This is a genomic window from Sulfurimonas indica, from assembly GCF_009192995.1.
Classification (GTDB): domain Bacteria; phylum Campylobacterota; class Campylobacteria; order Campylobacterales; family Sulfurimonadaceae; genus Sulfurimonas; species Sulfurimonas indica.
On sequence record NZ_SDID01000003.1, the window covers coordinates 68989 to 83380 of the forward strand.

Sequence of the window (14392 nt, forward strand, 5' to 3'; positions counted from 1 at the left end):
TATTTGGCGAAAGTATAAAACAGGAAGGTTACATAATGATTACAAAAAAAGTTGTCCATCGTAAGAATCCTTAAGGCTTATTTCTTCTTTCTTGTTTTTGAAATACGATTTGTATTTGCTTTGTATTTTGTTTTTTTTAACTTCTCTACAGTCTGTGTTGCGATATTAAGTATATCACTCACAACGCAAACATCATCTTTAACGAACTCCTCTCTATTTTTTTCAAAAATATAAAAAAGTTCTGTAAAATCTATCTCTTTTAAAAAAGGATACAGATCTGTAGATTTTTCTTCTTCTAAAATCCAGTGGCTTAAAATGCATATAATCAAAAACTCTGGCATATATGCTGGTTTATCTTTGTAATATATTGAAACTTGTTGCGCCATAGCATCATAATAATTTATAAGCGGTTCTTCCAATTTTGCTATTTTTCGTAGTTCCGGATAGGTTTTTGCAGATTGAACCAAATTAAGAAGATAATCAACATTGACAACGACTTCTTGAAGCTTTGCAGTCAGATATCTAAGTGTAGTATATACATATTCTGTTTCTTCTTTTGTTCCTACTTTCAATTCAAAGTCATTCTCCTCTACTTCTGTAAAGTATCTCTCAAGAGCAGTTCGGGAAAAAACAAGAATAGCCTCTGTTTTAACACTGTTTAGCATAGTAGGCTTAATTCGATTTTTACAGTTATTGCTTACATTATGAGTGGCTTCTAATATATTATTAGAAAGTAACATATTCTTTAACATACAAATTCTCCTATAAACAATCATATCTCCTCTGAGCCAAGAACCCAGAGGATTTAATAATTCTATTTTTATACTATTACGGCATTTTTTTCAGTGCTTTTAAAGCGTCAGAAAAATCTTCATATATATCTTCATATGGAACAAGTTCTGGTATAAGCCCAATATTTTCAAGCATTGCCTTTGGTTGCTTTTGGATTCCACTAAGAAGTACTTGAATACCTTTTTGTTCCAATGCCAAAACAGCATCTTCAATGGCATACATACCACTTTGATCAATCATTGGCACATTTTCCATTCTTAAAATTACATATTTGACTTCAGGAAGATCTTGAATGATTGTTTTAAAGTGGGAAACAAATCCAAAAAAGATTGGTCCATCAAAGTGTTGAATATAGATTTTCTTTTTAAGTTCTTCTGGAATATTGGATTCATCTGGAAGCACTCTCTCACAATTTGATAGCATGTTCCCAGTAGATTTTGCTTCTGCCAAATCTGCCATCTGTTTCATAAAAAGTAAAGAGGCAAGCACTAAACCAACACCGACAGCTTGAAGCAAATCAACAAAAACAGTAAGAGTCAGCACAAGTATCATCACAACTGCATCAGCACGAGGTATATTTTTGATGTGTTTTAAACCTTTATAATCAATAATCCCTATACCAACAGAGACTAAAATCCCAGCAAGAACAGGGAGTGGAATAAGTTTGGCATATGCTCCTGCACCAAGAAGAACGACTATTAATACTATAGAGTGAATCATTCCAGAGAGTTTTGTCTTTCCACCTGAGCGGATATTAACAACAGTTCTCATGGTAGCACCAGCACCAGGAAGTCCACCGATAATACCGGCAAAAGCATTCCCTACCCCTTGACCAATAAGTTCTTTATTTGAGTCATGTTGTGTTTTTGTCATATTATCTGCAACAACAGAGGTTAAGAGTGAATCGATCGCACCTAAAGCCGCAAGAGTAAGTGCCGGAATGATGAGAACCATAGGATGATGCCAGTCCATGTTTAAAAGAGTATCAATGTGTACATCAGGCAAACCTTTTGGTATATCTCCAATAATTGGAACATTTAAAGCCATAACTGTTGATACTATCGATAAAACTATAAGTGCTACTAGTGTTGAGGGGATCGCTTTTGTAACTTTTGGAAAAAGGTATATAATGGCGAGGGTTGCAGCTGAGAGTATAAATGCTTGGACATTGATGCCATTAGCAATTGACCCTATATTTGCAAAAACATCTATGATAGTTCCAGGCGATTTCATTCCAAAAAATGGGAAAAACTGAAAAATGATAATGATAAAACCGATTCCACTCATAAATCCAGAGACCACAGGATATGGCATATATCGTATATATTGCCCTATACGAAACACTCCCATAAGTACGAGAAAAATTCCAGCCAAAACAAATGTAGCGACAATGGTTCCAATGGCTGCTTCAACTGATCCGTATATGGCTATCTCTCCTGCAATAATTGCAGAAGAGACAACCGTCATGGGACCTGTTGGACCAGATATTTGCGTACTCGTTCCACCAAAAAGAGCCGCGAAAAATCCAAGAGCTATAGCACCATAAAGTCCGGCAATCGCTCCCATTCCAGACTGAACACCAAAAGCAAGTGCCAAGGGAAGTGCTACAACGGCAGCTGTAACTCCACCAAATATATCCCCTTTAAGGGTTTTTGGATTAAACAGATTTGTCATTGTTTTTCCCTTTTTGTGATTTTTCTTGCAAAAGAGGTTTAAAGGTCGATTCATCTGGGTCATAGTACTCAATCTCTCCACTCTCTAAATCATATATCCAACCATGAAGATGAAGTTCCCCGGCATCTACCGCCTCTTTAACATAAGGGTACGTTAAAAGATTTTCTATCTGAAACACTACTGAAATCTTTTCAGTAAGCCGTAAAATCTCTTCTTGTGTTGCATCTTTTGATTTTGCCAGCAGTGCTGTCTCTTTTGCTTTTTTTCCAAGCGAAAGCCATTTTTTTGTATGAACAAAGGGCTTCTCATCTACATTTGTATAGAGTGTTGCTATAGCTCCACAATGGGTATGCCCACAAATAATAATCTCCTCAACCTCTAATGCCGTAACAGCATACTCAATACCGGCAGCTGTTGCATGATAGTCCTCATCTGGTTTGTAAGGTGCTACAAAATTTCCAACATTGCGTAGTACAAACAGTTCACCAGGACCTGTTTGAGTAATAAGGTTTGGAACAACTCTTGAATCAGCACAGCCAATAAAGAGTGCTTTTGGATGTTGCCCGTTTTCTACTAAATCGAGCAGCTCAGCTTCATGTTTTTTGAAGTAACTTTTTTTAAACAGATCGTTTCCGTTGAGAATGGTGCTGTTTTTGACCATAAGATCTCCTTCATAATAATAAAATTTATAAATTGTGTTGATGGGTTGTATATAAAATTATGAAGCGATAGGGGGTCTATAAAGAAGTAAGGAGAGTTTAAAGGAGTTTTTTTTCTGCGTGTTACAATATTGAATCAATATAGTCGAAAAAACTGAGTATGCAAAAAAATCATTTGTAAATTCATCGATTTGATCTTTCTCTTTTTCACACTCTTTTTCGTACTCTACAGCGGTATATTTAGTAGTTTTTTCTATGTCACATTGAAACTGATTTGTAAATGCATTTGCATTGATAATAGCGATGTAAAAAAAAGTAATCACAAGAAGTAGTGTCTTTTTTGTTGCTATCATCCATTTCATCCTTTCATTTGAATGCTAAAAATATGCTTCTGATGATATTGTAGCGCAGGGTGGTAAATAAATTGTTGATTTAGAATAAGTTTTAACCAGGGACTTCTTGATCAGACACCATCTACTCGTAGAACTTTTGTATTGCCAACCATTAATTCAACCGTCATAAATATTCGTTTAAATACAGACTCCTGACGATACTCCAAGTTGTGTTTTTTACAGATATCTTTTACTATCGGTTGCATTTTTTGATAAAAAGAGTGTGGCATATTTGGAAAGAGGTGATGCTCTACCTGATAGTTTAAAAAGCCATGTAAAAAGTCGATAAAATCACTGCCTGTATTATAGTTTACACTTCCCATAATCTGTCGAAGATAGTACTCACCTTGAGATTTGTGAGGTGTTGAGAACTGATAGATATCTTCTGCTGAGTGGTTTGGAACGATAACCAAAAATGAGTGAAGATTTGCGAAAAATTCACCAAGCAGTAAAAATCCAAGGGCAGTTCCTACAGCGCTCCAGCCCCATGGCAAGAAAAGTAATGGAAGAAAAACAAATTGAAAAAGTCCATATGGAAGTAGGTACTCTTTCCATAACTCTTGCCCTCTTTTTGTAAATGGAGAGAAGTCATAACGTTGTGTTCTTGGGTCGTTCATTGTTTTATTGTCTTTATTTTCTAAGATTCTTTGTGTATTTGGAGCATAATAAGCAAGTTTCCAGATACCTGCAAAGATATATACAACTGCATATTTCATCCACATAGGAATTTTTGCATTATGAAGCCACTCAAGATTTTTTTCAACATTGTCAGGATCATCAAGTTCACCAAGATGGTAATGGTGCATAATGTTATGTTCATATACCCATGCATCCGGTTTTATCCAATCAAGCCAGTCGATGTAGCGTCTCCAACCTTTTGCATAACCTGCTTTTGTATATCTGTACGGAATATTTGGTACTTTATCGTAAGCACCATGAAGAATTGGGTGTGTTACATTTGCCCAGCGAGCGACATTTCCTACGCCGATAAGGAAGGCTCCAAGTATTCCAAAAAGCCAAAAGTCCAAAGTAGACATTCCTGAATTGTAAGTGCTCATTATTGTAACAGCTGCTATAAGAACAAAACCACTGATAGTAGCAAATCGTCCCCACTTTTCAAGTTTTAAAAGGTGCTCAAAATCCTCTTTTCCTACTTCTATTGTCTGTTTTATCTTATCGATATCGCGTTGTAATTGCTCTTTATCAACCTCTTCATACGGTGTGTATTGTACATCTTTTTTATTGAGTGTTTCATAGCTGGTGAGTTTTGACAAATTTTACTCCAGTTTCATATTTTTCGCAATTATAGATAAATTATATTTAAGTTATGTATAAATAAAGGATATAGCTCAGAACTCTTTTATCTAATGTAAATATCATTTTGGATAGAATAGCAACAATTATAATAACTGGAGATTTTAATGGACGCAGCCAAATATATTTGGATGAATGGAGAGTTTGTAGCTTGGGATGATGCAAAAGTACATGTACTCTCACACACACTGCACTACGGAAATGGTGTAATTGAAGGAACAAAAGCTTATAAAACTGAGAAAGGGTATGCGATTTTTCGTTTGAATGACCATACAAAACGATTAAAAGAGTCAGCGAAAATGACACTTATTGATATTCCTTACAGTGTCGAAGAGATGAATCAGGCACAAATCGATCTGATCAAAAAAAATGAATTCACAGGAGACAATGTTTATATCCGTCCTTTTGCATTTTTAGGTTATGGTGTAATGGGTGTTTATCATAAGGATGCACCGGTTGAGACTGTTATGGCTGCATGGGAGTGGGGTGCATACCTTGGTGAAGAGGGAATGCGTAAAGGAATCCGTCTTAAAATTGCTTCGATGACAAGACCTGCAAACACTTCAAATATGGGTAAAGCAAAAGCAACGGCGAACTACCTGAACTCACAAATGGCAAAATTTGAAGCGATTGACTGCGGTTATGATGAAGCACTTTTACTTGATGATCAAGGTTACATTGCTGAAGCAAGTGGTGCATGTTTTTTCATGGTAAAAGATGGAGAGCTCATCACACCTCCAAATGACAACTCACTCGCTTCAATTACACAAAAAATGGTAATTGAGATGGCTGAAGATATGGGCATCAAAGTAATTCGTCGTCGTATTACCCGTGAAGAGGTTTATGTTGCTGATGAAGCATTTTTAACAGGAACTGCTGCAGAGATTACGCCTATTGCTGTTGTTGATGCAAGAGAGATAGGAACTGGTTCTCGTGGAGAACTGACAGAGAAAATCCAAAGTGGATACTTTGATATTGTGTTCGGTAGAAATCCAAAGTATGAGCACTACCTCACGTACATAGATTAATAAAAGGGAAATAATTTGAAAGAGAATATACTAATGGCTTCAGATATGAATGACTATTTTAACAAGAAAAAGAGTCAGGGAGGTGGTTTTAAACAAAACTCTTCTGGCGGGAACAGTGGAGGACCGAGTGGTCCACAGATGCCAAATATGAACTTTAACATGGGTGGAAAAAAAGCTGCATTTATTTACTTTATAGTGGCTATTGTAGTTGTTTTAGTTCTTGCGAAACCTTTTACGATTATTGAAGAGGGACAGCGTGGTATTTTAAGTACAAATGGTAAATACCAAGACCAAGCACTTCTTCCAGGATTGCACTTTATTATTCCGGTCATTCAAAAGGTCTATATTGTAGATACAAAAGTTCGTATCATCAATTATGCTTCTCGTATTGATTCCATTTCAACACGAGGTGATGGAATTATTACGAAACCGGCAGTTACTGTTTTAGATAAACGTGGACTTCCAGTATCTATTGAGCTGACTGTTCAGTATAGACTAAATGCTCAATTTGCAGCGCAAACTATCTCTAACTGGGGATTTAGCTGGGAAGATAAGATTATCAACCCTGTTGTTCGTGATGTAGTTCGTAATGTAATTGGTAAGTATGAAGCAGAGTCGCTTCCGCAAGAGCGTAATGTAATCGCTGCTGAGATTGAAGTGGGAATCAGAAAGAGCGTAGAGTCTCTTAAAAACTCTCCTGCAATACTGCAATCTGTACAACTTCGTGAAATTTTACTTCCTCCAAAAGTAAAAGAACAAATTGAACGTGTTCAACTTGCAAAGCAAGAGGTTCAACGTGCAGAGCAAGAAGTACAGCGTGCAAAACAAGAGGCACTCAAACGTGCTGCAGAAGCTCGCGGTGTTGCTGAAAAAGCAAGAATTGAAGCTCAAGGTAAAGCAGATGCCATTACAATTGAAGCAAAAGCAAAGGCAGCAGCAAATATTGCCATCGCAAAATCTTTAACATCGAAACTTCTACAATTAGAGCAGATGAAAGTGCAAAGCAAGTTCAATGATGCTCTGCGTGAGAACAAAGATACGAAAATCTTTTTAACACCTGGTGGTTCTACACCAAACATCTGGGTAGATATGAAAGATGCTAAGAAAAGAACAACGGCACGATAATTATGGAAGAGATCCTCAATAGAGTAGATTGGCAGAAGCAGGAACTTTTGCCGGTCATCGTTCAAGATGCACTAACAAATGAAGTGCTGATGATGGCATATATGAATCGTGAAGCACTTGAACTCTCACTCAAAACAAAAACAGCACACTACTTCTCACGTTCAAAACAGCGTATCTGGAAAAAGGGTGAGAGCAGTGGACATACACAAGAGATACAATCTTTCAATATTGACTGTGATAATGATACACTCCTTATCAAAGTAAAACAAAACGGTGTGGCCTGTCATACAGGCCGCAAGTCATGTTTCTTTACAGAGCTTGAGAGTGGTAAGCTAGAGAGTGATGTTGAGATAAATACAGAAGCTGCTTATGGTGTCATCGATACACTCTACCATACGATCCAAGAGAGAAAAAATGCAGATCCTTCAACTTCATGGACAGCCAAACTACTCTCAAAAGGTGAAAATACAATCCTAAAAAAAGTTGTCGAAGAGGCAGGAGAGTACTGTTTTGCACATAAAGACAATGATGAAGAGGAGATGGTATATGAAGCAGCGGACCTTACGTACCATATGTTAGTTGCCCTTGCTTCAAAAAACATCTCACCTGACAGAATAAAGCAAGAACTTGCTCGCCGTTTTGGTATGAGTGGAATCGCTGAGAAAAATTCGAGAAAAGATTAAGAGATGAAAATAAAGGTGCAAAGCTTTATAGATGGACTTATAACATATGACTATATTCTTTTTGGCTCTGTACTGACACTTTTTGTACTTTTTATCGTTTTAGCAATTTTACTCAGACGCAAGTTGATGCTTGCCATCTTTTTGGTACTTCTTGCATTTGTAACGTTTTTACTCGGTCCTACGCTAGGCTATATAGGTCTGCATAAGTTCCTTTTTAAGAATCATACAGAGCTTATAGAGCAGAAAAAGTTGAACTTTTCTCAGGCGGTTGTAGTCAAAGGGCGACTTGTCAATGACTCCAACTTTGATTTTAAATCATGTAAAATTACGGCAAGTGCTTACAAAGTTACACCAAATAAATATAAGAATTATATATACAAGCTAAAGCCTTTTAAAAAGATGTCGATAGTTGAGAAAGATATCAAAAAAGGTGAGACAAGAGAGTTTAAGATAATTGTCGAGCCTTTTACCTATAAACGAGATTATAATATCTCATTGGGAGCGAATTGTAAATGACACTACTAAATATTTGGCACTATGTTGTCCTTGGAGTTATTTTCTTTATATTTGTAAGTGGTGTTATCGCATCACTCAAGCAGAACGATGCAAAGATGAAATACTCTATGCTCTTCTCTATAACGCTCATTACGATATTTTTGGCTGTTTTTTCTGTTTTTGTGGTAGATAAATATACTAAAAAAGTAGAACTGTATAAACTTAAAAACAAACGAATCTTGGGGATTGGCAAAATCATTTATACAGGTGTTGTTAAAAATGTCGGAAATTATCCGATAGGAAAAGTCACATTTGATATCAAACTTGTCAATAAAGGGCATGCTACAGGTAATGTCAAAGGCGGAAATTTTTATAAACCAAGCGGGTTTATCAGTTTTTTCTCTGGCGGATTTAACAGAAATAGCAAACCGCAAACAATTGAAAAAGAGTTTATTGTTGCCAAGAACCTGAAACCTGGGCAGTCAAAACATTTTCGGGTATATTTTGACTATCCGCCATACTTTAGTTCAACCGCCCACTTTGCAAAAGTGTGGGGACACTAGTACTTCAGTCCCACTTTTTTCAAAGCCTTGTTGATATGCTTTATCTGCTCATTTTTATCTCTACACCACTGTGGTGCTAAGAGAGAGTCATCATTAATGCCTGCTGTTACTCTCTGGACGGTTACATTTTCTGGTTTCATAAGTATTGATTTTACAAGAGTGTCGAGATAAAGCTCTTCACTGATAGGTTTAAACTCTCCACGACTGTATTCGTTTGCCAGTGCTGTTCGTTTTACAACATAGAGCGGATGGTATTTTACAGAGTCTATACCCCACTGATATGCTTGTTTGGAGGTCTCCAGCATCATCTCCTGTGTTTCACCCGGAAGACCAAAGATAAGATGCCCACAGACATTCAGTCCTGCTTCTTTTGATTTTAATATCCACTCTTTTACATTGGCACTGTCATGGCCTCGATTGATTTTATCAAGTGTTGCATCATACACAGATTGAATTCCAAACTCGATCCATATCTCTTTTGTCTTTGCCAATTCGCTGAGATATGCAAGTGTTTCATTTGTGATGGAGTCACTACGTGTTCCAATGCTAAGACCTACAACATCATCAAATGAGAGTGCTTTTTCATAAAGCGCTTTGAGAGTTTCAAAGGGAGCATAGGTGTTTGTAAATGATTGAAAATAGACAAGAAACTTCTGTGCCCCATACTCGTTTCTTTGACGTTTTGAGATGGCAGAGAACTGCTGTTCTAACTGCAAAAGCTGTTTTTCAAGAAATGGATTTTCATTGGAGTCAAGATTAAGGTGGAAGCCTTTTAACTCCTGGACTTCATCCCGTGAGGCTGAAAACGAGTCATTCTCACAAAATGTACATCCGCCTTTAGCTACCGTTCCATCGATATTTGGACAGGTAAAGCCTGAGATATTGATGCCGACCTTGTAAACTTTAGCACCAAACTTCTCACGCAGGTAGCTACCATAGGTATATATTTGCTTCATTAAACTATATATTTACCTGTGAAACAAGCAGTACAGTAGCTCTCATCTGTTGCATTGACACTTCTTAAAAGTGAAGCTTCATCAAGGTATGCAAGAGAGTCCGCTTCAATAAATTCACATATCTCTTTTGTACTCATATTGGATGCAATGAGTTTGTCTTTGTCTGGTGTATCGACTCCATAGTAACATGGGTCAGTTGTCGGAGGCGAAGAGATTCTCATATGCACTTCAGAAGCACCAGCCTCTTTTAACATTCGAATGATTCTTTTTGAAGTTGTACCGCGAACGATAGAGTCATCGACTACGATAACACGTTTGCCTTTGATGATATCTGTCATTGGAGAGAGCTTCATTTTGACCTTCAGATCACGCATCTCTTGTGTTGGTTCAATGAATGTACGACCGATATAGTGGTTTCTCATAATTCCCATCTCATAAGGGATACCACTCTCTTGAGCATAACCAATAGCAGCTGGAACACCGCCATCTGGTACAGGAATAACAAGATCTGCCTCTACAGGTTCAATACGTGCTAACTCTTTACCCATATTTTTACGTGTTTCATAAACAGACTGTCCAAATACAGATGAGTCTGGGCGTGCAAAGTAGACGTACTCAAAGATACAGTGTTTTGGAGTTGCTTCAAACACCTTAATACTTTGTGGTGCTTTTCCCTCTTCAAACACGATCAGCTCACCCGGTTCTACATCACGAATGAAAGTAGCTCCGACAAGGTCAAATGCACATGTCTCTGATGCAACGATATATCCACCGTTTGGAAGGCGTCCAAGACTAAGTGGTCTAAAACCGTGTCTATCACGCATAGCAAACATCTTTGTACGACTCAAAAATACAAGTGAAAATGCACCTTCAATTCTCTCTACTGCATCGATGATTCTGTCAAGCAGTTTGTCTTTTGTACTCTTTGCAATAAGGTGGATAAGATTTTCTGTATCCATAAAGGTTTGAAAAATTGCACCTTTTTCAATCAGTCCGTTACGAACTTCTTCTGCATTTGTAAGGTTTCCATTGTGAACGATAGCCATCTCACCAAGGTCATAACGAGCAAATACAGGTTGTGCATCCAGAATCGAATCATCACCAGCTGTTGAGTATCTTGTATGTCCGACTGCCGCAGAGCCTTGTAGTGTTTTGAGGTTCTCTTCATTAAAGACTTTCATAACCAGACCACGGTCTTTTATCGTATGAACTTTATGTCCGTCAGCTGAAGAGATTCCAGCAGCCTCTTGACCACGGTGTTGGAGTGCATGTAGAGAGAAGTAAGCAAGCTTAGAAGCCTCTTCATGTCCAAAAATTCCTACAACTGCACATTTTTCATTCATATTTTCGCGCAAATCTTATCCTTAGCAATAGTTCTAAAATATTAGTGCAATTATACTCAAAATATCTATAAATAATCTCAAAGCTATCTTAATTAGAGAAGATAATTAATTTTACATTGTGGAACTTTTTTTGCTATACTTGTTTAAAATAATGTGTAGAAGGCTGTCTGTATGGATATTGTTTTACGTAACAATCTTATTCTGATTACGACTGGATTTGATACACTAAATACTGAGTGGATGCGTGAGTTTTTAAATCAGCATACACGTGGAATGCTTTTCTTACCAAAGGCTGTACTTGTTTTTAGAAATGAAACACTCAAAGAGGTTCGAGAGAACTTTATTCGAAAATTGAGTGAGTACCATGCACAGACACATGACTTTAATCATGAGTTTTTCTTACGCTCTATGCTCAAATTTGGTACACAGCCCATTAAGATAGAACTCAGCAAACTTGAAGAGCCCGAAGTCGTAAAAGTACACCTTTATGCGTATGATAAAAATACGGTGCTTATCTCCCTTGACTCTCCAAACTCATGGGTAACGAACTATCTGCGTTCACAGCTAGAAGTCTATGTAGAGCGTGGTACAGATATCTCTTTGGTTGTTGATGTGAGTGATTACAAGGCTAAGGCACGACTTGAAAAAGCACTGAACAAGCGTCACATCCTACACTATCAGATTCAATATACGTACGACAATCATTTTATGTCAAAACTCTACTCTGATTTTGCCAACTTCTCATTTGGAGATCTGTCCAAAGCGGATGAGTTAGATGAGAAAAAAGAGTTTTACACTATCTTGGAGTGTCCTATCGGAGCGAGTCAGGATGCACTTAAAAAGAGTTATAAAAAACTTACAAAAGTCTATCATCCAGATAAAATCATTCATGAAGCTCCACATATGGTAGAACACTATACACAAAAATTTCAACTACTTCAAGAGGCTTATCAGGCACTGCGCGTGATTAACGGGTAAGGTTTTTTCTGCGGTTTTGTTTTGACAAGTGCTTCAAAATCATCACTGCTGTAGAGTGCCAAAGAGGCTCCTTGCATCTGTAAAAGTTCTTTTGAAAATCCTCGTTTTGAAAAAAAGACTATCTGGTTTGGTTCAATACCCAGTTTTTGACACTTATCATTGATCTTATGCAGCTCTTTTTTGTTCACTTTATGATTTGTCCATTTACACTCGCCAACATAGATACGACCATTTTGCGTGATGGTTAAGATGTCTATCTCAAGATTTGCATCCCAATAACTTCCAGAACTTACAATATGAGCATCACGCAGGTTGTAGTTTAAGAGTACTTCTGAGAGCTCTTCATAGACTAAACTTGTGTAACTATTATGACGTAGCTCAAAATCTTTTAAAAAGGCATCATATTTTCCTGCTTCTATCTCTTTGATATGAGGAACAACGAAGTAAAACCAGAAACGGATAAACGGATGTGTAAAGAGTACTTTATGTGAGATACGATGCCGTGCCTCTCCGCGTTTGAGTTTTGTACGAGGGTACTTGTCACGGGGATGTTCCTCACGTGAGTACTCGAGTTGAATCAGCCCTTTCTCTTGTAGGTAGTTGAGTGCTACACCACCATTTTTATTATTTAGACCGGCTTTGTTAAAAGCAGAAAAGATACGTCTGTCCCCTGTTGCAAGAGCTTTGAGAAGTTTTCTGTTGATAGCATCATTGAGTGTAAGAGAGCGCATCTTTTCATCGATGATGTCAAAGTTGTCAAGTATGAGTGTTTGGATGAGCTCTGAGATGGGTTTTGTAGTGTCTATATCCCAATCAACTCCGCCAAAGACAGCAAAGTAAGCAATTTGCGTCTCCATATCATCAGGATAATTTTGAAAGTAAAAAGAGCGAAACTGCTCTAAAAGTTTCATATTTGTCATAAGAGGTATTGTAGCATAGTTTTTGTTAGATACCCTTACATCTCACTGGCAAACTTTATGGTATCAATGCCATATTTTTCACGCAGTTTCTGTGAAGATTTACTTAAAGTATGCATTTTTTGTTCATCATTAAAGCCGATGAGAGAGAGCTCTTTGCGTGAGTGTTTGGTAAAGCTTGAACAGTTTATGGAGAGTCGAATGACTTGCAGTCTTCTTTGTATGTCGGCTTGTGTAAAAAGCTCCAGACAGAGTGCATCGAACTTTTTTTCTGTGAAAATCTCAGCTTTTGAGATGTTTATATGTGATTTTTGATTCATTTCATAATTGATACTGAGGTGAAAAACTGTCGGAATGACATCAAGTTTAAAAATCGCATAAGAGAGGTGCCGTGCCAATATATGCACTCTGCGACGCAGTTCAGTTCTATCAAAAAGAGGATCAAAAGTACGTGATATGCCGATGGATTTTCTTTCCCGCTTGACCTCAATAGCAGCATCACTCTCTCCATTGACCCGTTTGTAAAGCTCTTTTGCATAGGGTCCCCATGACTCCAATGTTCCACGACGCTCACGCAACTCTCCAAGTGTGTGAATCTGTGCTGCGTGAAGTTTGCGCTTCATACTTCGACCAATGCCTGCGAAATCTTCTACTTTGATAGGATTGACAAAGGTGTCAAAATCCCAGCGATAAATTGTTTTACATCCAAAAGGTTTGGCATAGGATGTGGCGAGTTTTGCAATGTAGCGTGTATGTGCTGCTCCGATGGAGACGGGAAGACGCAGCTCTTTTTTGATCTCATGTCTGAGTCTGTCGATAAACTCCGGGACATCTTCATCTACTACCCAACCGCTCAAGTCTCCGTAAAACTCATCAATGCTAGCCTGCTCGATAAGTGGAATCTTGCGTGAGAGAAAGTCATGAAGTTTATGTGAAAGCTCTTGATAGAGGGACATATTTGGTGCTTTGATGATAAGGTGGGGACAGAGCTCTTTTGCCTCACGCAGACTCATCGCTGTTTTGATACCGTAAGACCGGGCTTCATAGCTTGCTGTTGTTAGTATACCCCGAAGTTTGCCATTTTCCATAAAGGATTCGATGTCATCATCTTTTTGTTCATAGGCTTTGTAAAAAGTAGGAACAAAGCTTCCGGAGTTTTCAAAGTTGACTGTCTGGTTTTTTGCCTCACGTGAAAATATCTTGGTATCGCTTCGCCCACCGATAACTACAGCCTTATGTTCTAGATATGGCTCTTTGATGCGGGCAGCACTGACAAAAAAACAGTCTATATCTATGTGAATCTTCACTTTTTTCCTCTTTGGATAGAAAATTTTTGACAAAGTATAGATAAAAAATAAATAGAGTGAAAATGTATGACAGATTGACAACTATTTTAGTCACTTCATAGTTACATTTATTTTTTGGGGTTTATTAAAGTTGTGGCTCCGGATACTGGATTCGAACCAGTGACCA

The 14392-nt window shown here is 37.6% G+C and carries 15 protein-coding genes; 6 read left to right on the plus strand and 9 right to left on the minus strand.

Translation table 11 applies throughout. The features are described 5' to 3' along the window. Positions 1 to 77 precede the first annotated feature (77 nt). The 5 genes from ES948_RS02350 to ES948_RS02370 form a co-directional block, all read right to left on the minus strand. Complete coding sequence (locus ES948_RS02350) at positions 78 to 665, minus strand: hypothetical protein (RefSeq protein ID WP_246153805.1); 588 nt, start codon at positions 663 to 665, stop codon at positions 78 to 80. Between the two features lie 163 nt (positions 666 to 828). Beyond that, positions 829 to 2466: a SulP family inorganic anion transporter gene (locus ES948_RS02355; RefSeq protein ID WP_152183327.1), complete on the minus strand. Its 1638-nt coding sequence runs from the start codon at positions 2464 to 2466 to the stop codon at positions 829 to 831. After that, positions 2450 to 3127 carry a carbonic anhydrase gene (locus ES948_RS02360; protein ID WP_152183328.1) on the minus strand — a complete coding sequence of 226 codons (678 nt, stop codon included), beginning with the start codon at positions 3125 to 3127 and terminating at the stop codon, positions 2450 to 2452. The genes ES948_RS02355 and ES948_RS02360 overlap by 17 nt, the downstream gene beginning before the upstream one ends. Positions 3128 to 3184: 57 nt before the next feature. After that, the gene (locus tag ES948_RS02365; RefSeq protein ID WP_152183329.1) at positions 3185 to 3478 is read right to left on the minus strand and encodes a hypothetical protein; all 294 of its coding nucleotides are present in this window, start codon (positions 3476 to 3478) and stop codon (positions 3185 to 3187) included. 110 nt (positions 3479 to 3588) lie between these two features. After that, positions 3589 to 4791 carry a fatty acid desaturase family protein gene (locus tag ES948_RS02370; protein ID WP_152183330.1) on the minus strand — a complete coding sequence of 401 codons (1203 nt, stop codon included), beginning with the start codon at positions 4789 to 4791 and terminating at the stop codon, positions 3589 to 3591. A 147-nt stretch (positions 4792 to 4938) separates the two neighbouring features. On the opposite strand from ES948_RS02370, the gene ES948_RS02375 reads away from it, so the two are divergent. Genes ES948_RS02375 through ES948_RS02395 form a run of 5 tightly spaced genes read left to right on the plus strand, consistent with a single transcriptional unit; the run spans position 4939 to position 8725 of the window. Next, positions 4939 to 5859, plus strand: coding sequence for a branched-chain amino acid transaminase (locus ES948_RS02375; RefSeq protein WP_152183331.1), 921 nt, complete (start codon positions 4939 to 4941; stop codon positions 5857 to 5859). 33 nt (positions 5860 to 5892) lie between these two features. Further along, positions 5893 to 6984: a prohibitin family protein gene (locus ES948_RS02380; protein WP_152183347.1), complete on the plus strand. Its 1092-nt coding sequence runs from the start codon at positions 5893 to 5895 to the stop codon at positions 6982 to 6984. 2 nt (positions 6985 to 6986) lie between these two features. Next, on the plus strand, positions 6987 to 7667 hold the full coding sequence (hisIE, locus tag ES948_RS02385) for a bifunctional phosphoribosyl-AMP cyclohydrolase/phosphoribosyl-ATP diphosphatase HisIE (RefSeq protein WP_152183332.1): 681 nt from the start codon (positions 6987 to 6989) through the stop codon (positions 7665 to 7667). Between the two features lie 3 nt (positions 7668 to 7670). Further along, positions 7671 to 8183 carry a DUF2393 domain-containing protein gene (locus ES948_RS02390; protein ID WP_152183333.1) on the plus strand — a complete coding sequence of 171 codons (513 nt, stop codon included), beginning with the start codon at positions 7671 to 7673 and terminating at the stop codon, positions 8181 to 8183. Then, complete coding sequence (locus ES948_RS02395; RefSeq protein WP_152183334.1) at positions 8180 to 8725, plus strand: DUF2393 family protein; 546 nt, start codon at positions 8180 to 8182, stop codon at positions 8723 to 8725. Before ES948_RS02390 ends, ES948_RS02395 begins: the two co-directional genes overlap by 4 nt. On the opposite strand, the gene mnmL is transcribed toward ES948_RS02395, so the two are convergent. Both mnmL and purF read right to left on the minus strand, forming a co-directional pair. Continuing rightward, a complete protein-coding gene (mnmL, locus tag ES948_RS02400) occupies positions 8722 to 9681 on the minus strand; it encodes a tRNA modification radical SAM protein MnmL/YtqA (protein ID WP_152183335.1) in 960 nt (319 codons plus the stop codon). The two genes, ES948_RS02395 and mnmL, sit on opposite strands and share 4 nt — an antisense overlap. Next, a complete protein-coding gene (purF, locus tag ES948_RS02405; RefSeq protein WP_152183336.1) occupies positions 9681 to 11036 on the minus strand; it encodes an amidophosphoribosyltransferase in 1356 nt (451 codons plus the stop codon). Before purF ends, mnmL begins: the two co-directional genes overlap by 1 nt. Before the next feature lie 159 nt (positions 11037 to 11195). On the opposite strand from purF, the gene ES948_RS02410 reads away from it, so the two are divergent. Next, positions 11196 to 12002, plus strand: a complete 807-nt coding sequence (locus ES948_RS02410) for a J domain-containing protein (protein WP_152183337.1) — start codon at positions 11196 to 11198, stop codon at positions 12000 to 12002. Here ES948_RS02410 and ES948_RS02415 read toward each other — a convergent pair. Then, on the minus strand, positions 11975 to 12922 hold the full coding sequence (locus ES948_RS02415) for a DUF234 domain-containing protein (RefSeq protein WP_152183338.1): 948 nt from the start codon (positions 12920 to 12922) through the stop codon (positions 11975 to 11977). The genes ES948_RS02410 and ES948_RS02415 overlap by 28 nt on opposite strands. A 35-nt stretch (positions 12923 to 12957) precedes the next feature. Continuing rightward, positions 12958 to 14226, minus strand: a complete 1269-nt coding sequence (locus tag ES948_RS02420) for a Y-family DNA polymerase (RefSeq protein WP_152183339.1) — start codon at positions 14224 to 14226, stop codon at positions 12958 to 12960. Between the last annotated feature and the right edge of the window lie 166 nt (positions 14227 to 14392).